At 50.9% G+C, this 25059-nt stretch carries 19 protein-coding genes; 12 read left to right on the top strand and 7 right to left on the bottom strand.

The annotated features are described in order from the left end of the window. Positions 1-55: 55 nt before the first annotated feature. Positions 56-1489 (bottom strand): chromosomal replication initiator protein DnaA, encoded by a 1434-nt coding sequence (gene dnaA / locus H6585_06740; protein ID MCB9448027.1) that lies wholly within the window; start codon positions 1487-1489, stop codon positions 56-58. Between the two features lie 474 nt (positions 1490-1963). On the opposite strand from dnaA, the gene H6585_06735 reads away from it, so the two are divergent. After that, positions 1964-2371, top strand: a complete 408-nt coding sequence (locus H6585_06735; GenBank protein MCB9448026.1) for an acyl-CoA thioesterase — start codon at positions 1964-1966, stop codon at positions 2369-2371. 197 nt (positions 2372-2568) lie between these two features. On the opposite strand, the gene H6585_06730 is transcribed toward H6585_06735, so the two are convergent. Genes H6585_06730 through ribD form a run of 4 tightly spaced genes read right to left on the bottom strand, consistent with a single transcriptional unit; the run spans position 2569 to position 7188 of the window. After that, on the bottom strand, positions 2569-4665 hold the full coding sequence (locus H6585_06730) for a T9SS type A sorting domain-containing protein (GenBank protein ID MCB9448025.1): 2097 nt from the start codon (positions 4663-4665) through the stop codon (positions 2569-2571). After that, positions 4662-5270 carry a YigZ family protein gene (locus H6585_06725; protein MCB9448024.1) on the bottom strand — a complete coding sequence of 203 codons (609 nt, stop codon included), beginning with the start codon at positions 5268-5270 and terminating at the stop codon, positions 4662-4664. Before H6585_06725 ends, H6585_06730 begins: the two co-directional genes overlap by 4 nt. Before the next feature lie 5 nt (positions 5271-5275). Next, positions 5276-6145 carry a hypothetical protein gene (locus H6585_06720; GenBank protein MCB9448023.1) on the bottom strand — a complete coding sequence of 290 codons (870 nt, stop codon included), beginning with the start codon at positions 6143-6145 and terminating at the stop codon, positions 5276-5278. Continuing rightward, complete coding sequence (gene ribD, locus H6585_06715) at positions 6142-7188, bottom strand: bifunctional diaminohydroxyphosphoribosylaminopyrimidine deaminase/5-amino-6-(5-phosphoribosylamino)uracil reductase RibD (protein MCB9448022.1); 1047 nt, start codon at positions 7186-7188, stop codon at positions 6142-6144. Before ribD ends, H6585_06720 begins: the two co-directional genes overlap by 4 nt. Positions 7189-7269: 81 nt before the next feature. Here ribD and prmC point away from each other — a divergent pair, with 81 nt between their 5' ends. From prmC to H6585_06695, 4 genes are read left to right on the top strand one after another with little or no spacing between them, the layout of a single operon-like run. Further along, positions 7270-8127, top strand: a complete 858-nt coding sequence (gene prmC / locus H6585_06710) for a peptide chain release factor N(5)-glutamine methyltransferase (protein MCB9448021.1) — start codon at positions 7270-7272, stop codon at positions 8125-8127. A 9-nt stretch (positions 8128-8136) separates the two neighbouring features. Beyond that, complete coding sequence (gene ligA, locus H6585_06705) at positions 8137-10197, top strand: NAD-dependent DNA ligase LigA (protein ID MCB9448020.1); 2061 nt, start codon at positions 8137-8139, stop codon at positions 10195-10197. Positions 10198-10208: 11 nt separating this feature from the next. Continuing rightward, positions 10209-10739 (top strand): hypothetical protein, encoded by a 531-nt coding sequence (locus H6585_06700; protein MCB9448019.1) that lies wholly within the window; start codon positions 10209-10211, stop codon positions 10737-10739. After that, the gene (locus H6585_06695) at positions 10736-11617 is read left to right on the top strand and encodes a 4-hydroxy-tetrahydrodipicolinate synthase (protein ID MCB9448018.1); all 882 of its coding nucleotides are present in this window, start codon (positions 10736-10738) and stop codon (positions 11615-11617) included. The genes H6585_06700 and H6585_06695 overlap by 4 nt, the downstream gene beginning before the upstream one ends. Positions 11618-11781: 164 nt before the next feature. On the opposite strand, the gene H6585_06690 is transcribed toward H6585_06695, so the two are convergent. Further along, positions 11782-13026 carry an aminotransferase class I/II-fold pyridoxal phosphate-dependent enzyme gene (locus H6585_06690; GenBank protein MCB9448017.1) on the bottom strand — a complete coding sequence of 415 codons (1245 nt, stop codon included), beginning with the start codon at positions 13024-13026 and terminating at the stop codon, positions 11782-11784. 237 nt (positions 13027-13263) lie between these two features. On the opposite strand from H6585_06690, the gene bamD reads away from it, so the two are divergent. From bamD to H6585_06660, 6 genes are all read left to right on the top strand, one after another. Next, positions 13264-14109 (top strand): outer membrane protein assembly factor BamD, encoded by an 846-nt coding sequence (gene bamD / locus H6585_06685; protein MCB9448016.1) that lies wholly within the window; start codon positions 13264-13266, stop codon positions 14107-14109. Positions 14110-14119: 10 nt separating this feature from the next. Next, the gene (locus H6585_06680) at positions 14120-14476 is read left to right on the top strand and encodes a DNA-directed RNA polymerase subunit omega (GenBank protein MCB9448015.1); all 357 of its coding nucleotides are present in this window, start codon (positions 14120-14122) and stop codon (positions 14474-14476) included. Between the two features lie 51 nt (positions 14477-14527). Further along, the gene (coaBC, locus tag H6585_06675) at positions 14528-15745 is read left to right on the top strand and encodes a bifunctional phosphopantothenoylcysteine decarboxylase/phosphopantothenate--cysteine ligase CoaBC (GenBank protein MCB9448014.1); all 1218 of its coding nucleotides are present in this window, start codon (positions 14528-14530) and stop codon (positions 15743-15745) included. Then, on the top strand, positions 15729-16637 hold the full coding sequence (locus H6585_06670) for a DUF4835 family protein (protein MCB9448013.1): 909 nt from the start codon (positions 15729-15731) through the stop codon (positions 16635-16637). The genes coaBC and H6585_06670 overlap by 17 nt, the downstream gene beginning before the upstream one ends. Before the next feature lie 248 nt (positions 16638-16885). After that, positions 16886-18553: a DNA repair protein RecN gene (recN, locus tag H6585_06665; protein ID MCB9448012.1), complete on the top strand. Its 1668-nt coding sequence runs from the start codon at positions 16886-16888 to the stop codon at positions 18551-18553. A 68-nt stretch (positions 18554-18621) separates the two neighbouring features. Then, positions 18622-19434, top strand: coding sequence for an enoyl-ACP reductase (locus H6585_06660; GenBank protein MCB9448011.1), 813 nt, complete (start codon positions 18622-18624; stop codon positions 19432-19434). 132 nt (positions 19435-19566) lie between these two features. On the opposite strand, the gene H6585_06655 is transcribed toward H6585_06660, so the two are convergent. Beyond that, positions 19567-22167: an ATP-dependent Clp protease ATP-binding subunit gene (locus tag H6585_06655; protein ID MCB9448010.1), complete on the bottom strand. Its 2601-nt coding sequence runs from the start codon at positions 22165-22167 to the stop codon at positions 19567-19569. A gap of 265 nt (positions 22168-22432) precedes the next feature. On the opposite strand from H6585_06655, the gene gyrA reads away from it, so the two are divergent. Further along, positions 22433-24994: a DNA gyrase subunit A gene (gene gyrA, locus H6585_06650; GenBank protein ID MCB9448009.1), complete on the top strand. Its 2562-nt coding sequence runs from the start codon at positions 22433-22435 to the stop codon at positions 24992-24994. Positions 24995-25059 lie beyond the last annotated feature (65 nt).

The following is a 25059-nucleotide window of genomic DNA, read 5'->3' as shown; positions in this document are numbered from 1 at the left end:
CAAAAAAACCGAAGCCTTTCGACTCCGGTTTTCCTGATACTGGGTAATCTCACATTCAACTGTTGATGCTGATTCGCTTTTCCAGGTCTTCGATATAAGCCCTGAAACGCTTGTCGGTATCCATTAAGTTATTCACCGTGCGGCAGGCATGCAATACCGTTGCGTGGTCTTTGCCACCACAATGCATTCCGATGTTGGCAAGCGAAGCCTTGGTCAGGTTTTTGGCAAAGTACATGGCGATTTGCCTCGCTTGTACCACCTCGCGTTTGCGGGTTTTCGACTTCATCAGTTCGATGGGCAGATCAAAGTAATCGCACACCACTTTCTGGATGTAGTCGATGGACACTTCCCTGGCAGTGTTCTTCACAAACTTGTCGATCATCTGCTTCGCCAGCTCCAGGGTGATGTTCTTTTTGTTCAAAGAAGCCTGAGCCAGCAAAGAAATGAAAGCACCTTCCAGTTCACGGATGTTGGTGGAGATGGAGTAGGCGAGGTATTCGGCCACTTCACCGGGGAGGTCCACACCTTCCATGTACATTTTCTTTTCCAGGATGGCGATACGTGTTTCGAGGTCGGGCGCCTGCAGGTCGGCTGCAAGTCCCCATTTGAAACGCGACAACAAACGTTGTTCCATGCCCTGCATTTCAACCGGTGCCTTGTCGGCGGTCAGAACAATCTGCTTACCGTTTTGGTGGAGGTGGTTGAAGATGTGAAAGAATACATCCTGTGTTTTTTCTTTTCCTGCGAGGAATTGAACATCGTCGATGATCAGCACATCCATCATTTGATAGAAGTGTACAAAGTCGTTCTGGCTGTTGTTCTTCACCGAATCAATAAACTGGTGACAGAACTTTTCCGAAGAAACATACAGCACGGTCTTACTGGGGAAATTGTTTTTGATGCGTATCCCGATGGCGTGAGCCAAATGGGTTTTACCTAATCCGACACCCCCGTATATAAGGAGTGGGTTGAATGCCGTTCCACCTGGTTTGTTTGCAACCGCAAAGCCGGCCGACCTGGCCAAACGATTGCAATCCCCCTCTACGAAATTCTCAAAAGAGTAATTGGGGTTGAGTTGAGAATCTACGTTCACTTTCTGAAGACCCGGAATGATAAAAGGATTCCGGATGGTCTTGCTGCCAAGGTCCACCGGGAAATCCACCGGTGCGTTTTTTAAGGCCGACTTGTTGGTGGTGGGGATGTTCACCGTATAAGGCTTGGCCTGGTTGGAGGCATTGTCCATAATAATGGAATACTCCAGGCGACCTTCACTTCCAAGTTCCTTTTTAACCGTCTTCTTCAAAAGAGAAACGTAGTGCTCTTCCAACCATTCGTAAAAGAACTGACTGGGTACCTGGATGGTCAGGACATTCCCTTTCAGTTTCACCGGCTTAATCGGCTCGAACCAGGTTTTAAAGCTTTGGGTCGACACATTGTCTTTGATGATTTCAAGACACGTTTCCCAAACCTGTTCAGCTGATTTACTCATAAGCGTAAAATGGATTGAAAAAAATAAATAAGAGACGCGAAAATAGTAAAATTCAAAAACTGTCAAAATCCTTGTCTGATCGGGGATCCAGGATCATTGGCGGTTTTAATATTAGGCAAATATTTTTGAAAAAAAAATGAAAAAAAAATTTTCTTGCTATTGATAATGTCAAAAAAATAGCTTCCCTGTTTCGCCAAAAAAAAGACGGGTTTTTCTTGCAAAACTCCACTTCATCTTCGCAGATGCATCCCCCATAAATAAAGGGGTTTTGTAAGTGATTGGAAACAAGTTTCTTATTCCCAAAGTTATCCCAATCAAGTATTGCATACCCGTTGTTCCCGGTGGGAAGATACCTCGTTTTCATCACAAGATCGCGTCTTCTCAGACTCGTTTTTTAGAAAAAGATTGTGTGCAATCATGCATTCAAATCCTGTTCTACTGCGGGTCACATTCCCTTTTGACTATCTTTAGCACATGCATGTAACGGAAACCATTCTTCGTGTCAGGTATGCGGAAACCGATCGCATGGGATATGTGTACTATGGCAATTATGCCACCTATTTTGAAGTGGCCCGGGTGGATTGCATGAAGGCCCTCGGGTTCAGTTACCGAGAACTGGAAGACCAGGGCATCCTGATGCCGGTCGTATCCTACAACATCAAATATCTGAAGCCCGCCTTCTATGATGATGCACTGACCATCCGCACATCCATACAGGAACTGCCCGAAGCACGCATCACTTTTCATTATGAAACATTCAATGAAAAAGGGGAGAAGGTGAACATCGCCGAAACCACTTTGTTTTTCCTGAACAAAGAAACCAACCGCCCGACACGTGCACCGGAAGAAATGGTGGATCGGCTGAGGGATGTTCTATCCTGATTGAACCGATAAGAGGAATTGCCGCAAAGACACCAAGGCACAAAGTGTTTTTCTTGTTCCTGGTGTTTCTCACGTCTTCGTGACCAATACCGAATGAACGCCTGCACACACACAAGCACATACCTTCTTAGTGCCTTCGTGTCTTTGTGGCATCTTTTTTATTAAAGAAATCGGAATGGAATAAGCCTTCTGTACCTTTAATTCGCCGGCCAGTTCTTGGCCAACCGGAAGACATACCGTTCACCGTTCCAATCCACCTGCAACAGATACACCCCCTGGTTCAGATGGCGGCTATCAATCGGCAGGTTACCAGAGGACGATGTGTATTCGTCCAACATTTTTCCGGTGACATCCCACAACGTAGCATGTATCGGATCTCCAGCCGGCCATGTCAGACGTGTACCGTTCTTACCCCGCCTGAATGCTTCCGAACCGATCACGGAAACCAATCCCTGGCATTCCGTAATCCGAACCGTGACGGTATCCGATATCGGACAAACACCCCAGTATGCCGTTACCATATAATTGGTGGTTTGCGAAGTTTGCACCACAGGGTTTGAACAATCGGTACAACTCAAACCGGAAGCCGGTGTCCAACGCAAGGAGTCGGCAATGGTATTTCCGAATGCGGTCGGACTTCCACCGATGGTTACTTCAACACCCGGGCATACCGTACGGTCGCTTCCGGCATTCACAACAACATTGTTCCCGCTGAATGACGTGCATGTATCCGGTAACAATCCGCGCGCCACGAAATACTTATAAAGTGTGGGGTAGTGGCTGCCACCATACAACAGTTCATCCGCCTCTACATATAGGTATGCGGCATCCTGCATCGACATGTTACCCGCATAACTGTACATCGATTGCAACAGGATCCGGTCTGTCACATCCATCCCCACAACACCCCAAATTTCCATCAGGGTGGCCGACCAGATGTCGGTATCCAGGTAAAGGTTCTGTTGCACGTCTTCGGGGTAATGCTTGGAACTCACTGCGGTGCGTCCATCCCAGAATTCATTGTGACCATCCCAGGTAAATACATTTTCCCAACCGTTGGGCGAATAGTAGCGCGACCATGACGCGGCGAAGTAGTCTCCGTTGGCTTCATCCAGTGCATTGCGTTCGGTGCCCCAGTTGGTATTGGGAGCTGCATCCTGGGAAATGGCATGACCGTATTCATGGTTGACCACATCGGCGTCCTCCGCATCATCCACGCCGCCTTCTCCGAAAAACAAACGCCCGGGTGTTCCGGCAACAAACTGCGAATTGTCATCTCCGTTCAGGGCATGTGCATCTATCTGGATGGGATAGTTCACCAGGTTGGTAAAGCCCAATGCCTGAACGTGTTCCTGAAATACATTTACATGATAGTAGGCATTCACATCTTCAAACCCGTCTTGGCTGCGGGTGAAATCAAATGACGGAACCACGCTGCGAACGGGTGGCATATCCGGAATCGAAAACTCTTTGATCTCGGCATAAGGGCCTTTCAGCCTGAAAGTATCTCCGTCCAGCATCACCTTCATGGCAACCGCTTTCCGTTCATTGTTCAGATAAGGAGAATCTCCGTCGTTGTTGTCGACATAATTGCCACCGTAATTCACCCCGGCACTGGTGAGTGGATCGGGCATGAACACGTGTGCATCCACCAGGGAGTCCGGCGGTGCGGGTGCGTGAACGTACCTGTTGTAATCGTATCGTTCCAACAACTCACCGTTTTCATCCACAATAAAATCCTGCACGCGGAAGTCGGTTGTGCGTACATGCACCCGAACCGACGGCAACAGGTTCCCATTGTTCCAAACCCACACATGTTCACTCGTGAACGCGTCGTACATGACATCACCCATTTGCGCAGCGGCAAGTAAACGTGCGGGCTGCTCATCGGGGAATGTCGTGGATAACGGTTGCTTTCCGGCAATACCTGTTGGTGTGAACAGGGTGAGCAGTTTGCCGGCGCGCGACACATTCAAACCAACCTGCACATGGTACAGGGGGGTACCTTTATATATAAGTTGAAAATGGTAGTGGTAGGCGGCCGGACTTTCAATCCGGTTTTCCATAACCAGATTCCAGTCGCCCGACAAGCCCATATGTTCTTTTACAAATTCTTTCAGGACCTGTTCCGAGAGGGGGAGGTCAAAGGAGTAAGTGCCCGTCCATCTTGTGAGTGTTTGTTGCGATAAGCGGGTGAAGCCGGTTTGCGCGCCGCCGGTCTTTTGTGCATATCCGTTGAACGCCATCAGCCAGAACAGGAAAGTGAAACAGGATATGAGGCGTCTGTGGATCATTGCAAGTGTGTAATTGTTTTGGCTCCGGCTTCCGAAAGTTCCGAACAGATCCGTTCGGCCCGGCTTCGTGGCAGGTCTATAACAAAGGTACAATCTGCATCAAATATTTTCTCGATTATTTCGGCTTCATTCACTTGCAGCAGATGAGTAACCCTATCGGTTGCCTCATACCCGAAATGCAGCCGGAACCTGCGTGAATGCTGTTTTTCCTTTGTGCCTGCCAAGGCAAGTGCAGCAGCAGCAGCCTCGCCATACGCCTGGATCAGGCCGCTTTTACCAAGCAGTGTACCTCCGAAATAACGCACCACCGCCACCGCAGCATCAGACACGTCCGCTGACCGCATCCTGTTCAGAATGGGCAGTCCGGCGGTACCGGATGGTTCATGGTCATCACTGCTCTTTTCCATCAAATTGCCTTCCGCCCACCATCGTGCGGCATAGCAAACATGCCTGGCTTTGGGATGCAGCTTTCTCAATTCGGATACAAGTTGTTTGACGTGCTGCTCTTCCCGACACGGGCGCACGTATGCGATGAACTTACTGGCCTTCTCACGCACCGTGGCTTCCGCTTCTTTTTCAAGGGTCTTATACCGGTCGGTTTCCATATGCGTTAACCCGCCAAGGTAATTAGGGCAATCGCAGCCAGGGAGGTAAAGAAACCCAGCCAGGCAAACGTGGTGAGTTTGTCTTTCCATATGAGCACCGATGCCAGGGTAGACAATGCAATCACCCCCACGTTGTTGGTCGGGAAGATCACGCTGTCGGGAATGGTGTCTTGCCCCAGGGCCTTCATCAGAAAATAGATGGATCCCATGTTAATCACACCGAGTGACATTCCGGCAACCAGGCTGGGCACGCTCAGTGCCCCCCTGCTTTTGGCAAAGAGGGCGAGCAATCCGAAGCATCCTGCACCCAGGAACAACCAGGCCATGAAAGGAAGCATCAGGGTATGGTCGCCGTGCATCTGATGTTTCAGGTTGTACTTGAGCAAGGCATCAATGGAGCCACTGCCGGTAAACAGCAGGAGGGGAAGTGCCGCAGCCCAGGCATGTGCCGGTTTCTTTCTTTCATTCTGCCTGAAAGAAGAAAACAACACGGCAAGCACGGCAGCGGCCAGACCCCAGGCTTTCCATCCACCCACATCATCACCATAAAACAAAACAGCCACGGCAACGGGAATTGCAAATGACATCTTGTTGGCAATGGCCACGGCAGACACACCCAGTTCTTTTGTTGTTAGCGGTATGAGTGTGATAACCACGATAAACAGGAGTCCGAGTGAAGATGCATGCAATGTGAGTGCCGTATGATTCAATGGCAAATGCATGGTTGCCCCCGGTGCCAGCAAGCAACACATGAAGAAAGCGGTAAAATAATTGATGGTGATGGCGTGCAGGCTCACGACCTTCGGTTTGGAAAAAAACCGAAAGGTCAACAGGAACAGGGTAGAGAAGAGGATCGAGAGCGCGAGGTAAATCATACAGGTATGCGGTAATACACAAACAATTCATCGGCCCCCACTTGTTGAACGGCATGCGGCCGACCGGCCATCAACGGAGCCGGAATGCCTGTTCCCAGTCTCCCGGGCGCATTGAACACACGCACCTCATCCCACAGTTGTGCATCGAAAAAGGCCTGCAAGATTTGCGCACCTCCTTCAACGATCACCGACTGGATGTTTTTTTCCCTGCACACATCGCATACCTGTGCGAGCAATTGGTCGGGTTTGGCTTGTATCCATTCCAGTTGTTTGCCTGCTCCCTGTGGTTGAACGGAGGAAAACAGGAGGGTAGGTGCACTGTTGTCAAACACCTTATGAGAAGCAGTAAGCCTGCCCCGCCGGTCAAGAACTATGCGAACGGGATTGGCACCGGTTACCTCCCTCACCGTCAGTTGCGGATCATCTGCGAGTACGGTACCGCTGCCCACCAGGATGGCCATTTCTTCACGCCGCCAGGTATGGCTGTAAAACCTGGACTCATGCGAACTGATCCAGAAAGGTTCACCACCCAGTTTCCGGTCGTCATCCACACCCAGAAATCCATCTGCACTTTGTGCCCATTTCAATATAATATAAGGTCGGGCCTGTGTCATTCGGGTCACGAACCGGCGGTTCAACCACAGGCATTCATCCTCCAGGCAACCGGTTTCCACCTCGATACCGGCCTGGCGCAATATGTTCAGTCCTTTGCCCGCCACCAGTGGATTGGGATCTGTCATGCCCACCACTACACGTCCGATGCCTGCATCCACGATTGTATTTGCACACGGCGGGGTTTTGCCATGGTGGGCACAAGGCTCCAAGTTCACATAAAGGGTAGCGCCTTTGAGTTCATCCGGCGCCACCTTTTGCATGGCTTCCACTTCGGCATGGGCTTTTCCGAATGCGGTATGATACCCTTCGCCGAGTACCTTGTCATTACGCACGATCACACACCCCACCATGGGGTTGGGGGCTACATCTGCCATTCCATTCCGGGCAAGCTCAATGCACCTGCGCATATATAAGGTATCATTCGGCATACAGGCGAAGGTAAAACTTTTCCGCTCCCGTTGAATCATGCCTGCATGCAACCATGCCTGGTTTTTTTTCATCTTTGATGCATGGAAGAATGGATGCACAAATGGCCTTCGGCATACCGCCACTTCATTGGCATGTTATCCAAGCGCTATGATGAACGTGAGGCCGCATCCATCACAAAGTTGGTATTTGAAAAGGTAGCCGGAAGGAAAATGACAATGCTTCTGTCGGAACCTGAATCGAGCATCCTCGCCGAACAATCGGTGCAACTTCAATCCCATCTTGAAAAGTTGATGGCCGGGTCACCGGTACAATATGTATTGGGCGAAGCCTGGTTTCATAACCGCCTGTTCAAAGTGAACGAACACGTACTCATTCCCAGACCCGAAACCGAAGAGCTGGTACAATGGGTGTTGTCGGATGCAGGAGATAAACGGCCATCCATCCTGGATGTGGGCAGCGGAAGCGGGTGCATCGCGGTGTCGCTGGCATCCGAACTGCCAGAAGCGAATGTAACCGCCCTGGATGTTTCAACAGAAGCATTGCATATGGTTGCTGAAAATGCAACATGCGCCGGAGTGGAGGTGACTGCGATTAAAACCGACTTCCTGACCTGGGAACCGGGCGGCAGACGATTTGATATCGTGGTCAGCAATCCACCCTATATCCCGGCCTCGGAACGCATCCTGCTGGATGCCCACGTAGTGGAACATGAACCGCACCTCGCATTGTTCGTGCCCGACCCCGACCCCCTGTTGTTTTACAGGAAGCTGGCGGAACTGGGGCCAAGCATCCTGGCACCGGGCGGACGCATGTACATGGAAACGCATCATGCCTTTGCATCAGAAGTGGAGCAATTGTTTCGGGATGCAGGCTATCAACAGGTAGATGTGAGGAAAGATATCCATGAAAAACCCCGCATGGTTCGGGCCGAAATGTAAATTTGTCACATGAACAGGGAAGAAGCACGCAAGGAAATACAGCGCCTCAGCGACCTCATCGAGCAACACAACCACCACTATTATGTGGAAGCGAAACCGGTTATTTCCGACTTTGAGTTTGATGCGCTCATGCAACAACTCATGGCCCTGGAGTCGGAGTTCCCGGAACTGCTTCAACCCGATTCACCCTCACAACGGGTAGGCGGTGCGATCACAAAAGAGTTCCCCACCGTGGTGCACAAATCAGCCATGCTATCGCTTTCAAACACCTATTCCCGGGAAGAGGTGGCCGCATTTGATGAACGTGTACGCAAAGCGCTCGGGGAAAACATCGAATACGTGTGCGAACTGAAATACGACGGGGTGGCCGTAGGTGTAACCTATGAAAACGGCATCATGGTATTGGGGGCCACCCGCGGCGATGGAACGCAGGGAGATGACATCACCACCAACCTCAAAACGGTACGGGCCATTCCACTCCGGCTGAGGGGCAACGACTACCCGGCTCATTTCGAGATAAGGGGAGAAGTGTTCATGCCCAGGGAAGCATTCGAACAATTGAATGCCGCCCGGGAAGACGCCGGCGAAGAACTGCTGGCCAACCCGAGAAACACCACCGCCGGAACATTGAAGATGCAAGACTCATCGGTGGTAGCCTCTCGCAAACTCGATTCATATCTGTACGCCCTCATCGGAAACGACCTTCCCTTTCAGAACCATTACGACAACCTGATGAAGGCAAAAGAATGGGGATTCAAGGTGCCGCCCTATGTGGCCAAATGCCGTACCCTGGATGAAGTGTACCGTTTCATGGAAACATGGGAAAAAGAACGCAACTCACTGCCCTTTGATATCGACGGGGTGGTGATCAAAGTAAACGATTATGCCGCCCAACGCGAACTGGGCTTCACTGCCAAATCACCCCGGTGGGCCATCGCCTTTAAATTCAAAGCGCAAAAAGAGGAAGCCCGGCTGTTGTCCGTTTCCTATCAGGTGGGGCGCACCGGAGCGGTAACGCCTGTTGCCAACCTGGACCCGGTATTGCTTGCCGGAACCACCGTAAAGCGTGCTTCGCTACACAACTCCGCCCAGATTGAAAAACTCGACCTGCACATTGGCGACAGTGTATTTGTAGAGAAAGGCGGCGACATCATACCCAAGATCGTGGGTGTGAACACAACGCTCCGGCCTGACGGTGCGGAAAAGGTGGTGTTCATCACACGGTGCCCCGAATGTGAAACACCGTTGGTGCAGGAGGAAGGGGAAGCCGCCCACTACTGCCCGAACCACATGGGGTGCCCGCCGCAAATCCTCGGGCGCATCGTGCACTTCATCGGCAGACGGGCGATGGACATTGAAGGACTGGGAGAGGAGACCATTGAACTCCTGTATGAAAAAGGACTGGTGCACAACTACGCCGACTTGTATGACCTGAAATATGTCAACCTGTTCGGATTGGAAAAAGTGATTGAATCCGATGAGCCCGGCGGCAAACAAAAAAAGATCAGCATCCGAGAAAAGACGGCGGAGAACATATTGACCGGACTCCAAAAATCAAAGACGGTACCTTTTGAACGGGTGCTGTTCGCATTGGGGATCAGGTTCGTTGGGGAGACGGTGGCCAAGAAACTGGCCTATCATTTTGGTGACCTAAATAAGTTGATGCAGGCTTCCGAAGAAGAACTGCTGGCCGTGCATGAAGTGGGCCAATCAATCACCGACAGCATCCTGGCGTTCTTCGCATCCGAAAAGAACAGGGAACTCATTGAACGATTGCGGGCGAAGGGACTCCAATTTGCACTGCATGCGGAAGCGCTGGAAGGCCGGTCCGAAACGCTGAAAGGACTCACATTTGTGATCTCCGGAACATTCGGTGAACTTTCAAGAGATGATCTTAAGGCACTACTGGAAAAGAACGGAGGCAAGATCGTTTCATCTGTGTCGTCGAAAACTTCCTACCTTGTCGCCGGCGATGACATGGGGCCATCCAAGAAAGAAAAGGCCGCCAAGCTGAATGTGCCTGTGGTGGACCTCGAACATATCAAGGCGTTGATTGCCGGAACATCATAATTCGATTTGAGTTGAAAGATTGGTTTGGAAAATATTTCCTGCGCAAGGAAATGCAAAAGATCCGGCGGCAGTCGGCCGTGGTGAATTTCCAGGAAGCAAAATCCATCGGAATCCTTTATGCCGCAGGAACCGATGAAGAACAAGACCTCCTGAAAAAGTACGCCCAATACCTGAAGGAAGAAAGAAAAACTTACTACTTTCTGGGATATGTGGACAGGAAGCGTGTGCCCGAACACCTGAAAGAAGCCATCGGTAACACGTATTTTTCAAAGGCCGATCTGAACTGGCATATGAAACCGGTAGGGGGGAGTGTACGCAACTTTTTGTCCCAGGACTTCGATGTACTCATTGATCTGAGTGTTCGGGAATACATTCCTTTGCTGTATATTTGCGCCCTGTCCAAGGCAAAATTTCGGATCGGCAGGATGGGCTCTGAGTGGAACGGCCTGTACGATATGATGATCAGCGTAGAACCCGAGACCGAAATGAAAAACCTGTTCAAGCAAATTGACCATTACCTTAATATAATTCAATCGAAATGATTCAAAAGAAGCTCACCGGTACGGGGGTGGCCATCGTGACTCCATTCAAGGGGTCGGGTATTGATTTTCAGGCTTTGGGAAAACTGGTTGATTTCCAGATCAAGAACAAGGTCGACTACATCGTGGTGTTGGGAACCACCGGTGAATCGGTGACCCTGAGCAAAGATGAGAAGGTGGCTGTGGTGGATTACGTGGTGGAGGAAGTGAATAAACGCGTACCGGTTGTGCTGGGCCTGGGCGGCAACAATACCCAGGAGATCATTCACGGTTTTTCAACCTTCGACCTGAGCGGCATCGATGCCATCCTGAGTGTGAGCCCATATTACAACAAGCCCACCCAGAAAGGCATTTACCAACACTTTCGTGCCATTGCCAATGCATCACCGCTTCCGATTCTGTTGTACAACGTACCTGCACGCACGAGTTCCAACATGACGTCGGACACCACCCTGAAGCTGGCCCATGATTTCGAGAACATCATCGGTATCAAGGAAGCGGCCGGCAACCTGGATCAATGTGCGGAGATCGTGAAAGGACGTCCTAAAAACTTCCTGGTGATTTCTGGTGACGATGCCATGACACTGCCGTTCATCAGCCTTGGTGCCGACGGTGTGATTTCCGTTGCCGGCAATGCATTCCCCAAAGAAATGTCAAACCTGACACGTCTGGCATTGGATGATCAGTACACCAAGGCACGCAACCAGCATTTACAGTTGCTGGACATCTTCAGGTTGTTGTTTGTTGAAGGCAATCCGGGTGGCATCAAAGCGGCCCTTGAGATCAAAGGACTTTGTGCCAACAACCTGCGCCTGCCGCTCGTACCCGTTGGTCGTACCACCTACAACAAGATCGCGGCAGCAATCGAAGCACTCAACTAAAGTTTGTAGTTTCTGGTTAGAGGTTTGTAGTTGGACCGTCGACTCCTTTCAATGGTTCACACTTAATAACTACAAACGAGAAACCACAAACCACAAACTATTCCCTTAAAACAAAAAAAGCCCATCCGAACGATGGGCTTTTTTTATGATAGGGTGCATGGCGATTATTCTGCCGGTACGCTTTGTTTGGGTTTGTATACACCGGCCAAAAGCTTCTCCTTGATCTTGGAGAAAGCATCCAGGGTGTAGTTCACATCATCCACGGTATGCATGGCGGTGGGGATGAGGCGGATCATGATCACACCTTTCGGTACCACCGGGTAGATCACGATGGAACAGAAGATACCAAAGTTTTCACGCAGGTCGAAAGCAAGGTTGGTGGCTTCTTCCAGTTCACCGGCCAGGAATACGGGTGTAACGGGAGAATCGGTATTGCCGAGATTGAATCCACGTTCTTTGAGTCCGGACTGAAGGGCCTTTACCACGGTCCAGAGTTGGTTGCGAAGTTGGGGTTCGTTGCGCAGCAGTTCCAGTCGCTTCAACGCACCGATCACCAAAGGCATCGGCAGCGACTTAGCGAATATCTGGGAGCGCAGTGTGTAGCGCATGTATTCAATGATGCGTTCTTCACCGGCGATGAATGCACCGATGCTGGCCATGGCTTTGGCGAAAGTTCCGAAGTAAATATCGATACCATCCTGAACACCTTGTTCTTCTCCGGTTCCGGCGCCGGTGGCACCCATGGTTCCGAAACCATGCGCATCATCTACAAAAAGACGGAACTGGAATTCTTTTTTCAGGTCAACGATCTCCTTCAGCTTGCCCTGGTCACCCGACATGCCGAACACGCCTTCGGTGATCACCAGGATGGCACCGTTGGTTTGTTTGGTAATGGCGGTAGCGCGCTCCAACTGCTTGCGAAGATTTTCAATGTTGTTGTGCTGATACACGAAACGCTTGCCGTGATGCAGACGAACCCCGTCTACGATGCAGGCATGGGATTCCGAGTCGTACACCACCACGTCATTGCGATCCAGCAGCGCATCGATGGCAGACAACATGCCCTGGTAACCATAATTCAGGAGGATGGCATCTTCCTTTTTTTCAAAGGCGGCCAGTTCAGCTTCGAGTTGTTCGTGTTTATTGGAGTTACCCGACATCATGCGGGCACCCATGGGGAGTGCGAGCCCATATTCTTTGGCAGCTTCCGCATCCACTTTTCGTACCTCGGGATGATTCGCCAAACCGATGTAGTTGTTCAAACTCCAGCACAAAACTTCTTTCCCGCGAAAGGTCATCCGGCTGCCTATTTCCCCGTCGAGTTTGGGGAACATGAAATACCCCTGATGGTCCCGGGCATACTTACCCAGATGGGCTTCATTAACTTTAAGTTTCTCAAATAAATCCACAGTGTGACTATTTTTAATGACCCGCAAAGCTACGTCTAATAATAATTCTCCACAAATTTTGTTTCTAACACATCCTGAAGTAAAACCAAGAAATAGCGCACTGGAATCCAACCCATTATTATAGGTTATTTCAGAAACACTTTAATCCGCTCGGGACAAAAACCGGGCTTTCGGATGGAAACCATGGAATACCCGATTCGGAATTGTTGAATCTATGACCTTTTATATCTTTGCCGCATGATGTTGAAAAATGCCTTTGGCCGGGGACTGTTCCTCCTCTATATAGTTACGGCGTTAACCGCCTGCAGCAAGTACCAGAAGATATTGAAAAGTACAGACATGAATGCCAAGTATGATGCGGCATTGAAGTACTATAACGACCATGAATACATGCGGGCCCAGCCGTTGTTCGAAGAACTGCTGAGTGCTTTCCGGGGTTCAATGAAAGCCGAAGACGTTTATTACTATTACGCATACTGTCATTATGCCACCGGAGATTACCTGATGGCGGCCCATCATTTCAACAACTTCCTGAATTCCTTTCCCCGCAGTCCAAAAGCGGAGGAGATCCAATACATGTATGCATACTGCATTTACCTGCAGACCCCCATATCCAGCCTGGACCAGGAATATTCACGAAAAGCCATCAATGAATTCCAGCTGTTCATAGACCGTTACCCGGAAAGTGAGCGGGTTGCACAATGCAATGAGCTGATTGATAAGTTGCGCACCAAGCTGGAAAGAAAAGCTTTCGACATCGCATACCTGTATTATAAAACAAGGGATTACAAGGCAGCTGTGGTTGCCTTGAAGAATGTGGCCAAAGAATACCCGGGGAGCGAATACGAGGAAGAAACCTATTTCCTGGTGGTAAAATCCAGCTACCTGTATGCCTCAAACAGTACGGAAAGAAGGAAATTGGAACGGTATAAGGATGCTTTGACAGAATATCGTAACTTTGCAAGTCGTTTCCCGAACAGCAAATTCATGAAGGAAGCCAAAAGCCTGGAGGAGAGTATCCGCAAGTCGATGGCAGAAGTCAAGGAAAGCAAGCCGGAAACAAAGCCTAATAACAAGGTGTAACTGTATGACCATGAACTACAAAAAAACCAATGCGGAGGTAACCACCATCACGCGCAACCTGAGCGAGCTGGACAAGGATACCCAGAACATTTACGAGTCCATTGCCATCCTCGGCAAACGTGCGAATCAGATCAACCACATGATGCGTGAGGAACTGAACTCCAAATTGGAAGAGTTCGCGACCAGCACAGACAACCTCGAAGAAATCTTTGAAAACCGCGAACAGATTGAGATTTCCCGTTTCTACGAAAGGCTCCCCAAGCCAACCCAGATTGCTACACAGGAACTATTGGAAGGCAAAATCTACTTCAGAAAACCGGAAGTAGAAGTACAGCCTGCCGCTGAAGACAACGCAGACAAAGCTTAATCTGCCCCCGCCATCCCTTATGGCGGGAGCAAAACCTGGAATGCCCGTGTCATGAGCCTTCGGAACAAACATATTGTGCTGGGCGTGACCGGAAGCATTGCTGCATACAAAGCTGCTTTCCTGGTACGCCTTCTTGTAAAGGAAGGAGTCTCCGTGCAGGTTGTTATGACCGATGCAGCCAAGGACTTTATTACCCCGCTCACCTTATCAACCCTTTCCGGAAAGCCGGTATTGAACCGCTTCTCTGATGAAGACGGAAACTGGAACAGCCATGTCAAACTGGGCATGGAAGCAGACCTGGTACTGATAGCTCCGGCAACAGCCAACATCCTGGCCAAAATGGCCAACGGCGTTTGTGACAACCTCTTGCTTGCCGTCATTCTCTCATCCCGGGCCCCGGTGGCCGTAGCACCTGCCATGGACCTGGACATGTACCGCCACCCGGCCACGAAGCATAACCTGGAAACCCTGCTGCAAAGAGGCACCCATATCATCGATGTGGAATCCGGCGAACTCGCCAGCGGCCTCATAGGTGAAGGGCGTATGGCAGAACCCGAACACATCCTGCAATGGATCCGGAATTTTTTCGGCGGGCATACAACCTTGAATCTCTCGGGTAAAAACGTGCTTGTTACAGCCGGCCCAACGAGGGAAGCCATCGATCCTGTGCGATTTTTATCCAATCATTCATCCGGCAAAATGGGGTATGCGCTGGCAGAAGAAGCTGCCAAGGCGGGTGCGCAGGTCACCCTGATATCAGGCCCCACCGCCCTGCATACCGTTCACCCCAACATCCGCAGAATTGATGTGGAAACGGCGAAAGACATGCTGGCCGCCTGTGAAGAACAATTCCCGGCCGCCGACCTTACCTTTATGGCCGCTGCCGTAGCCGACTATGCCCCCGCGCAATCCAGCGAAGAAAAGCTGAAAAAACAAGGCACCGAAATGCAGCTGCGCCTTGTGGAAAATCCAGACATATTGGCCCATTTGGGAGAAAAGAAACAGAAACATCAGATTCTGGTGGGTTTTGCGTTGGAAACAAACAACGAAGAAGCCAACGCACAAAAAAAACTCATGGCCAAGAAACTCGACTTCATCGTGCTCAACTCCCTCAGGGATGAAGCAGCCGGCTTCGGTACCGACACCAACAAAGTCACCATACTGGGTGCCGGCGGAAGCAAAGAGAGTTACCCCCTGAAACCGAAACAGGAAGTGGCCGCCGATATCCTCAACCATGTCATCAACCATACCTATGATACCGTTGCGTAAGATCTGCATCTGTATACTGACACTGCTTACCATCAACCCGGTTATGGCCCAGGAGCTGAACTGCAACGTTCAGGTGGTGTCACCACAGGTGCAAAGCAGCGACAAGCACATCTTTGAAACCCTGCAGAATGCGATCTATGAATTCATGAACAACCGCCAGTGGACCAACCACGCCTACTTGCCGGAAGAACGGATCGAATGCAACATGCTCATCAATATCACCGACCGCGTTTCGTCGGATGAATTCAAAGGAACCCTGTCACTGCAGGTCAGCCGCCCGGTATATGGTACCTCTTATAACACAGTGCTGCTGAACTACAACGACAACAACTTCAACTTCCGCTACCAGGAATACCAACCCCTTCAGTTCAACGAAAACACCTATACCGATAACCTGACTTCCCTGCTGGCCTACTATGCTTATCTGATGATCGGTATGGACTACGATTCTTTTGGTGACAAAGGAGGAAGCGCATACCTGCTCAAGGCACAAAACATCGTGAACAACGCCCAGAATGCACAAGACAGGGGATGGAAGTCGTTTGAGTCTACCCAAAACCGGTACTGGCTCATAGAGAATTTCCTCAACCCGGCCTTCGTGCCCCTGCGATCTACCCTGTATCAATACCACCGGAAAGGATTGGATGTGATGTCTGCCGATGTCAACGCCGGCAGGTCTGTCATCCTGGAAAGCATCGAAGCACTGAAACAGGTACACAACCAAAAACCTTCTTCCTACCTGATGCAGGTTTTCTTCAATGCCAAAAGCGAAGAGTTGGTAAACATCTTTTCCGAAGCCGACCCAGGTGACAGGAAACGCATCGTGGAAACCCTGGTCCGCATCGATCCGGGAAACACAGGGAAATACAACAAGATTCTTACTGGAAAATAAGCTCTCCGTATCGCGTAAAAAGCTGCGCGCAAGAATGCTTCGCTGTCCAGGTTGCAAGGAGCTCCCTTCAGTCGCGTAGATGGTTCCAACGTACTTTATCAGCCCATCCCATCATCCCTCACTCCTTTACCTACCTTCTTTACTTCCTTACCACTTTACCTTCTTACCTTCTTACCTCCACACCTGTTCACATTTCCTTCCTTCATCATTCCTGATTTCTAATTCCTAATTCCTAATTTTACCCTCCTATGCTTCAACACCTGTCCATCCGGAACTATGCCCTTATTGATGAACTCGATCTTTCGTTCGGAGAGGGACTCACCGTGATCACCGGAGAAACAGGCGCCGGTAAATCCATTCTCCTGGGTGCTTTGTCGCTCATCCTCGGACAAAGGGCCGATACCCAGGTATTGCTTAACCCGGATATGAAGTGTACCGTTGAGGGTCATTTCCGGATCGGGCACCTCAGCCTGGAATCCTTCTTCGAATCCGAAGGACTCGACTACGAGCCGGAAACCATCCTGCGACGCGAAATCAATACCAGCGGCAAATCACGGGCATTCATCAACGATACGCCGGTAACACTGGCACAGATGAAAACGCTGGGATCTTTCCTGGTCGACATCCATTCACAGCACCACAACCTGCTGATCGGGAAGGCCGACTTCCAGACAACCATGCTCGATAGCTATGCGGCCAACGAGACCGTATTGAAAACCTATCGGAAAGCATTCGATGCATTCAGAAAAGCCGAAGCGGCCTGGAACAATTTCCGCAACGATTTCGACAGCTCCTTCGATGAAGACTATGTGCGGTTTCAGCTGAATGAACTCCAGGAAGCCAAACTGGTGGAGGGGGAAGAGGAAGCCCTGGAAAAAGAGCTGAACCTGATTGCCAATGCCGGCGACATCAAATCCCGACTAAGCCAGGTAAATGATTTGCTGAATGGCGATGACCAAAGCATATGCGGTGGGTTATCACAAATAGCCGCTCATTTGCATAAACTATCCGGTCAGCATGAAGCGATCGCACACCTGGCCGACAGGATCCAATCAACCCTGATTGAATTGCGTGACATCCAGGATGCCGTGGAAGACCTGGAACAAAAAACCGAAGCCGACCCGGAAAGGGAAGAGGAGGTCATTCGTCGCCTTGACTTGTTGCGACACCTGCAGCAAAAGCACCGGGTAACAGATATCGGTGCTTTGCAGCAGCTGGAGGAAAAGTTCAGAAAGATGCTGACCGAATGGGAGGGAAGGGAAGAAGCGGAAAAGCAACTGCAGGAAGAACTCCGGAACAAAAGGGAGGAAGCTTTCGCCGTGGCCAAAAAGCTTTCCATGTCCCGCAGCAAAGCCATTCCTGCGCTGCAGAAAGAAGTGGAAACACTGCTCGCTCAGCTCAAAATGCCCGACGCGCGCCTGGCGATTCAGTTGCAATCGGCAGATGAACACGGGCTCACCACATCCGGCGTGGATGCCATACGTTTCCTGTTCAGTGCCAACAAAGGCGGTCAGCCGGTGGAAATTGCAAAAGCAGCATCCGGCGGTGAGTTGTCGAGGCTGATGCTGGCTATCAAGTCCATCCTATCCTCACGCCTGAACCTGCCCACCATCATTTTCGATGAAATCGATACCGGTATTTCCGGGGAAGTGGCTGATCTGGCAGGGCGCATCATGGAAGAGATGGGGCAGAACATGCAGGTGGTGGCGGTTACCCACCTTCCGCAAATTGCCGGAAAAGGCCTGCATCACCTGGAGGTTTACAAAGAAAACCAGGGTGCATCCACTGCAACACGCATCCGCCCGCTCGACACGGAAGCCCGCGTTATGGCCATTGCCCGCATGCTGAGTGGCTCACAAACCACCGATGCGGCCGTTGAAAATGCCAAAGTACTGCTGGTAAAAGACAGGAAGTAACCGCGGGATTTTTCAGTCCCCATGTTCCAAAATATTGCTAGGTTTGTCGCTTCATTAAAAACACATCTATGGCTCACGGATTACTAAGCGGAAAGAAAGGCATCATTTTCGGCGCACTCGACGCCAACTCCATTGCCTGGAAGGTAGCAGAGAAATCATATGAACAGGGCGGTCGCTTCACGCTCACCAATGCACCGGTGGCACTTCGGATGGGAACCATCCAGGAACTGGCCGACAAGTGCGAGTCCAAACTGATCCCTGCGGATGCCACCAACCTTGAAGACCTGGAAAAACTCTTCACGGAATCAATGGAAAAACTGGGTGGAAAGCTCGACTTCGTGCTGCACTCCATCGGCATGTCACCCAACGTGAGGAAAGGAAAACCTTATACCGACCTCAACTACGACTTCTACCTCAAGACCCTGGACATCTCAGCCCTGTCGTTTCACAAGGTGCTGCAAACCGCGCGCAAGCTGGATGCGCTGAACGAAGGCGCTTCCGTGCTGGCCTTGTCGTACATTGCTGCGCAACGTGTGTTTCCGGATTACAACGACATGGCGGAAGCCAAAGCCGTGCTGGAATCAATCGCCCGCAGCTTCGGGTATCACTACGGAAAAGAAAAAGGCATCCGGGTGAACACCATTTCCCAGAGCCCCACCAAAACCACAGCCGGTTCGGGTATATCCGGATTCAATGCATTTTATAACTACGCCGATCAGATGTCGCCGCTGGGCAACGCAACCGGGGAAGAATGTGCCGATCTGTGCGTGATGATGTTCTCTGATTTCACCCGCAAGGTCACCATGCAAAACCTCTTCAATGACGGAGGCTTCTCGAGCATGGGAGTAAGCAAGCAGGTGATGGACATCTTTGATAAATAATTAGGAATTAGGAATTAGGAATTGAGGGATGCCGGTGTATGATCAAACCTCTAAAGTCTAATGTCTAATATCCACCAAACAAAAAAGGGATGATTGCTCATCCCTTTTTTATTTGCGACAAACGGGGTCGCTTTACTTGCTTTCGCCGGCTTCATTCTCAGGCTCGGTTTCATCCTGCTTACCACCTTTGGAAGAGGAGCCACCTGATGATTTCTTTTTGGAGCCTCCTTTGGACTTCACCGCTTTGACAGTGATCTCGTCTTTTTCCTTGTCATAATCGATCACCACCTTATCACCTTCTTCCAGCTTGGCCTGGATGATCTCTTCAGCGAGGGGATCTTCCAGGTATTTCTGGATGGCGCGTTTCAGCGGACGTGCACCGAACTGGATATCGAATCCTTTTTCGGCGATATAGTCCTTGGCAGCTTCGCTCAGATCGATCTCATAACCGATCTTCTCGATGCGCTCGAACACTTTCTTCAGTTCCACATCAATGATGCGGTGGATGTCTTCGCGGGTAAGGCTGCGGAACATCACGATGTCATCGATACGGTTCAGGAATTCGGGCGCGAAGGTTTTCTTCAGAGAAGTTTCGATCACACCTTTTTCATGGTCACCGGAGCCTTTTTGCTTGGCATCGGTGCTGAAACCAACACCCTGACCGAAATCTTTCAGTTGCCTTGAACCGATGTTGGATGTCATGATGATAATGGTGTTCTTGAAATCCACCTTGCGACCGAGGCTGTCGGTCAGCTGACCGTCGTCCAGCACCTGCAGCAGGAGGTTGAACACATCCGGGTGTGCTTTTTCGATCTCATCGAGCAGCACCACGCTGTAAGGTTTGCGACGCACCTTCTCGGTGAGTTGGCCGCCTTCTTCATAACCCACGTATCCGGGAGGTGCTCCCACCAGGCGGGAAACGGCAAACTTCTCCATGTATTCGCTCATGTCGATGCGGATCAGTGCATCGTCGCTGTCGAACAGCTGACGCGAGAGTTCTTTTGCGAGCTGTGTTTTACCCACGCCGGTAGGGCCGAGGAAGATGAAGCTTCCGATGGGTTTGTTCGGATCTTTCAATCCGGCGCGGTTGCGCTGGATGGCTTTCACCACTTTCTTAATGGCCTCTTCCTGTCCGACAACTTTTCCTTCGAGGTCGGTGTTCAGGCTGAGCAGCTTGGAGCTTTCGTTCTGTGCGATGCGCTGAACAGGAACGCCGGTCATCATGGCCACTACTTCAGCCACATTCTCTTCGCTTACTGTTTCTCGGTGGGAGCGGGTTTCTTCTTCCCACTTGCGTTTGGCCTGATCCAGCTGCTCGTGCAACTGTCGCTCGGTGTCGCGCAGCTTGGCCGCTTCTTCATACTTCTGGCTGCGCACCACCTTGTTCTTTTCTTCCTTGATATCCTCGATTTTCTTCTCGATATCGATGATGGCCTTGGGCACATTGATGTTGGTGATGTGCACACGCGAGCCCGCTTCATCCAAGGCATCGATGGCCTTATCCGGAAGGTGACGATCGGTGATGTAACGTGCGGTCAGTTCCACGCAGGCCTTGATGGCATCGTCGGTATAGCGCACGTTATGATGGTCTTCGTATTTCTCTTTGATGTTGTTGAGGATCTGGATGGTTTCCTCCGGCGTGGTGGGATCCACCAACACCTTCTGGAAACGACGATCCAGGGCACCGTCTTTCTCGATGTATTGACGATACTCATCCAGGGTGGTCGCGCCGATGCATTGGATTTCACCGCGAGCAAGTGCAGGCTTGAACATGTTGGATGCATCCAGGGAACCGGAAGCACCGCCGGCACCGATGATGGTGTGGATCTCGTCAATGAAGAGGATCACGTCGGGGGATTTTTCCAATTCGTTCATCACTGCCTTCATGCGTTCCTCGAACTGACCGCGGTACTTGGTACCTGCAACCAGGGAGGCGAGATCGAGGGTCACGATGCGTTTATTAAATAGCACACGTGACACCTTGCGTTGCACGATGCGAAGGGCAAGACCTTCAGCAATGGCTGATTTACCCACACCGGGTTCACCGATGAGGATGGGGTTGTTCTTTTTGCGACGGCTCAGGATCTGGGACACGCGTTCGATCTCCTTTTCACGGCCAACGATGGGGTCGAGGCGACCTTCTTCGGCAGCTGCGGTAAGGTCGCGACCGAAGTTGTCGAGAACCGGGGTCCTGGATTTGGTGTCACCTGACTTCTTACCGGAGTGGCCGGCATCAAACTCAGTGTCGTTGTCGTCATCGTCGTCGGTAGGGTTGCCGGGGAATTCGGCACGAGGGTCAGATAGTAACAATTCCAATTCGTCTTTAACGGTTTCATAATCCACGTCAAACTGATGAAGGATCTGCGTGGCTACATTGTCTGTATCCTTCAGTATGGATAGCAGCAGATGCTCGGTACCGATCATGCTGCTTTTAAATAGCTTGGCTTCGAGGTAGGTGATCTTCAGGGCGCGCTCGGCCTGTTTGACCAGCGGGATGTTGCCTGCGGGGGCTACCTTTTTGGAACTTCCCTTGATGGTATTTTCGATGGCCTTCCGCAGTTCGATCGGATCCACATCCAGGGACCTCAGAATGCGCATGGCCATGCCTTCACCTTCCCGGATAATGCCCAGCAAAAGGTGTTCGGCGCCGATGTAATCATGACCCAACCGCAGGGCTTCCTCCCTGCTGTAGGTAATCACATCTTTGACCCTGGGTGAGAACTTGGCTTCCATGTCTTGGTTTTTCAAAGTTGTCTTCCTTGTTAATTAAACGCCGGCTTTCTGAAACAGTTTCGTGACGGGCAGTACAGCCATTTCAACCCTCCATTCAAAAATAGTCCGGCAGGGGACCGGTAACCGTTCAATCAGATCGGTTTTTTCAACAAAAATTTGTTAGTAATTAAATCCTCTTTTTACGGATGCCCGGCAAGCCGTTTTCCGTATCTTCACAGCTTGTACAACAAATTTCGTGCTAATTAACAAATAATGCCAGAATAACATGGAAGGAGAAGGCGAAAAAATTGTCAGAATCAATATAGAAGAGGAAATGAAGACCGCGTACATCGATTATTCGATGTCGGTCATTGTGGCACGTGCACTTCCGGACGTAAGGGACGGATTGAAGCCGGTGCATCGCCGCATCCTGTTCGGTATGCAGGAGCTGGGCGTTCTCTCCAACAGACCTTATAAGAAGTCGGCCCGTATCGTCGGGGAAGTACTCGGTAAGTACCACCCGCACGGTGACACCGCCGTGTACGACTCCATGGTGCGTATGGCCCAGACGTGGTCGCTGCGCTACCCGCTGGTAGACGGACAGGGAAACTTCGGTTCCGTTGATGGCGACAGTCCGGCAGCCATGCGTTACACCGAAGCGCGCCTTCGCAAGATTGCAGAGGAGATGCTGAGCGACCTGGACAAGAACACGGTCGACTTCCAGCTGAACTTTGATGACTCCCTCCAGGAGCCCACCGTACTCCCTACACGCATCCCAAACCTGCTGGTAAACGGCGCCTCCGGTATTGCTGTGGGCATGGCCACCAACATGGCCCCGCACAACCTGACGGAAGTGATCAATGCCACCGTGGCTTATATCGACAACCGCGAGATCACCATTGACGAACTGATGCAACACGTGAAAGCCCCTGACTTTCCAACAGGTGGCATTATCTATGGTTACGAGGGCGTCAAAGATGCTTTTGAGACAGGCCGTGGTCGCGTGGTGCTTCGCGGAAAAACACAGTTCGAAACGCTTGACAATGGCAAAGAACGCATCATCGTAACCGAGATCCCTTACCAGGTGAACAAGGCCGAGATGATCAAGAAAACGGCTGAGCTTGTAAACGACAAGAAGATCGATGGCATCACCGACATCCGCGATGAATCCGACCGCACAGGTATGCGCGTGGTATATGAACTGCGCAGGGACGTGATCCCGAATGTGGTGTTGAACAAATTGTTTAAGTACACCCCGCTGCAGACATCATTTGGTGTGAACAACATCGCACTGGTGAAAGGCCGCCCCGAAATGCTGAACCTGAAAGACCAGATCAGGCATTTCGTGGACCATCGCCATGAAGTAGTCGTACGCCGCACCCAATATGAATTGGAGCAGGCGGAAAAACGCGCCCACATCCTGGAAGGTTTGCTGATCGCCATCGACAACCTCGATGAGGTGATCGCACTCATCCGTGGTTCACATACCCCGGAAGAAGCCAAAGACGGATTGATGGCGACATTCAGTCTTTCCGAGATTCAGGCCAAAGCCATTCTCGACATGCGCCTGCAAAAACTGACAGGTCTTGAGCGCGAAAAGGTAAAGGAAGAACATGCCGAGCTAATGAAGATGATTGCGCATTATAAGGAAATACTCTCCCGTGAAGACCTTCGCATGGGCATTATTAAGGATGAGCTGATTGAAGTGCGTGACAAGTACGGAGATGAGCGCCGCACAGAAATCGAATACGCCGGCGGCGATATGCGCATTGAAGACATGATCGCTGATGAAGCCGTGGTCATCACCATTTCTCATCTCGGTTACGTGAAGCGTACCCCGCTTGCGGAATACCGGGTACAAAACAGGGGAGGTGTGGGTTCACGCGGCAGCAATACCCGCGATGAGGATTTCCTCGAACACATGTTCATCGCCACCAACCACAACTACCTGCTGTTCTTTACCGAACAAGGAAAATGTTACTGGCTGAGGGCTTTTGAAATTCCCGAAGGCAACAAGACTTCCAAAGGACGCGCCATCCAGAACCTGGTAAACATCGCACCCGATGACAAGGTGAAAGCCTACATCAATGTGAAGGACCTGAAGGACGAGGAGTACATCAACAACAATTTCATTGTGATGTGCACCAAAATGGGTGTGATCAAGAAGACAACCCTTGAGGCATATTCCCGTCCGAGACAAAACGGCATCAACGCCATCACCGTACGCGACGGTGACCAACTGCTGGAAGCACGCCTCACCAACGGCACCAACGAAATCCTGATCGCCGTGAAAACCGGCCGTGCCATCCGTTTCAATGAAGCCACCGTTCGTCCGATGGGCCGCAATGCCTCAGGTGTACGCGGTATTCGATTGGATGGAAAGAAAGATGAAGTGATCGGCATGGTGTGCGTCGAAAATCCGACCGATACCATCCTGGTGGTTTCCGAAAAAGGATATGGCAAACGTTCGCCCATCGACGATTACCGCATCACCAACCGCGGCGGTAAAGGGGTGAAGACATTGAACGTGACCGACAAAACCGGATCCCTGATCGCCATTAAGAACGTTACCGAAGAGCATGACCTGATGGTGATCACCAAGAAGGGTATTACCATCCGCACCCACGTGAGCGACCTGCGCGTGATGGGACGCGCCACACAAGGCGTGCGACTGATCACCTTACGTGACGATGAAATCGCTGCAGTGGCCAGGGTGGATGTGTTGGAAGACGAAGAACTACCGGAAGGACAGGAAGGCGAAATCACCGCCTCAGCCGAGACCGGCGACGATGCGCCGGACACCAACCCTGATAACAACGGGGATGAACCGGAAGCAACAGAAGAGTAAATTCCTGAAAGGGGAGGGGCCACATTCCCCTCCCTTTTTTCATACCTTTGATTTCATTCAACCGG

The sequence above is a fragment of the Flavobacteriales bacterium genome (assembly GCA_020635855.1).
Lineage (GTDB): Bacteria > Bacteroidota > Bacteroidia > JACJYZ01 > JACJYZ01 > JACJYZ01.
The sequence above is the reverse complement of the archived record's forward strand: the minus strand, read 5'-3'. Positions and strand labels throughout refer to the sequence as shown.

What these genes read in the sequence shown, in the direction of transcription:
- dnaA (MCB9448027.1), bottom strand. Translation starts at nt 1,489, where the DNA reads ATGAGTAAATCAGCTGAACAGGTTTGGGAAACGTGTCTTGAAATCATC.
- H6585_06735 (MCB9448026.1), top strand. Translation starts at nt 1,964, where the DNA reads ATGCATGTAACGGAAACCATTCTTCGTGTCAGGTATGCGGAAACCGAT.
- H6585_06730 (MCB9448025.1), bottom strand. Translation starts at nt 4,665, where the DNA reads ATGATCCACAGACGCCTCATATCCTGTTTCACTTTCCTGTTCTGGCTG.
- H6585_06725 (MCB9448024.1), bottom strand. Translation starts at nt 5,270, where the DNA reads ATGGAAACCGACCGGTATAAGACCCTTGAAAAAGAAGCGGAAGCCACG.
- H6585_06720 (MCB9448023.1), bottom strand. Translation starts at nt 6,145, where the DNA reads ATGATTTACCTCGCGCTCTCGATCCTCTTCTCTACCCTGTTCCTGTTG.
- ribD (MCB9448022.1), bottom strand. Translation starts at nt 7,188, where the DNA reads ATGCCGAATGATACCTTATATATGCGCAGGTGCATTGAGCTTGCCCGG.
- prmC (MCB9448021.1), top strand. Translation starts at nt 7,270, where the DNA reads ATGGAAGAATGGATGCACAAATGGCCTTCGGCATACCGCCACTTCATT.
- ligA (MCB9448020.1), top strand. Translation starts at nt 8,137, where the DNA reads ATGAACAGGGAAGAAGCACGCAAGGAAATACAGCGCCTCAGCGACCTC.
- H6585_06695 (MCB9448018.1), top strand. Translation starts at nt 10,736, where the DNA reads ATGATTCAAAAGAAGCTCACCGGTACGGGGGTGGCCATCGTGACTCCA.
- bamD (MCB9448016.1), top strand. Translation starts at nt 13,264, where the DNA reads ATGATGTTGAAAAATGCCTTTGGCCGGGGACTGTTCCTCCTCTATATA.
- H6585_06680 (MCB9448015.1), top strand. Translation starts at nt 14,120, where the DNA reads ATGAACTACAAAAAAACCAATGCGGAGGTAACCACCATCACGCGCAAC.
- coaBC (MCB9448014.1), top strand. Translation starts at nt 14,528, where the DNA reads ATGAGCCTTCGGAACAAACATATTGTGCTGGGCGTGACCGGAAGCATT.
- H6585_06670 (MCB9448013.1), top strand. Translation starts at nt 15,729, where the DNA reads ATGATACCGTTGCGTAAGATCTGCATCTGTATACTGACACTGCTTACC.
- recN (MCB9448012.1), top strand. Translation starts at nt 16,886, where the DNA reads ATGCTTCAACACCTGTCCATCCGGAACTATGCCCTTATTGATGAACTC.
- H6585_06660 (MCB9448011.1), top strand. Translation starts at nt 18,622, where the DNA reads ATGGCTCACGGATTACTAAGCGGAAAGAAAGGCATCATTTTCGGCGCA.
- H6585_06655 (MCB9448010.1), bottom strand. Translation starts at nt 22,167, where the DNA reads ATGGAAGCCAAGTTCTCACCCAGGGTCAAAGATGTGATTACCTACAGC.
- gyrA (MCB9448009.1), top strand. Translation starts at nt 22,433, where the DNA reads ATGGAAGGAGAAGGCGAAAAAATTGTCAGAATCAATATAGAAGAGGAA.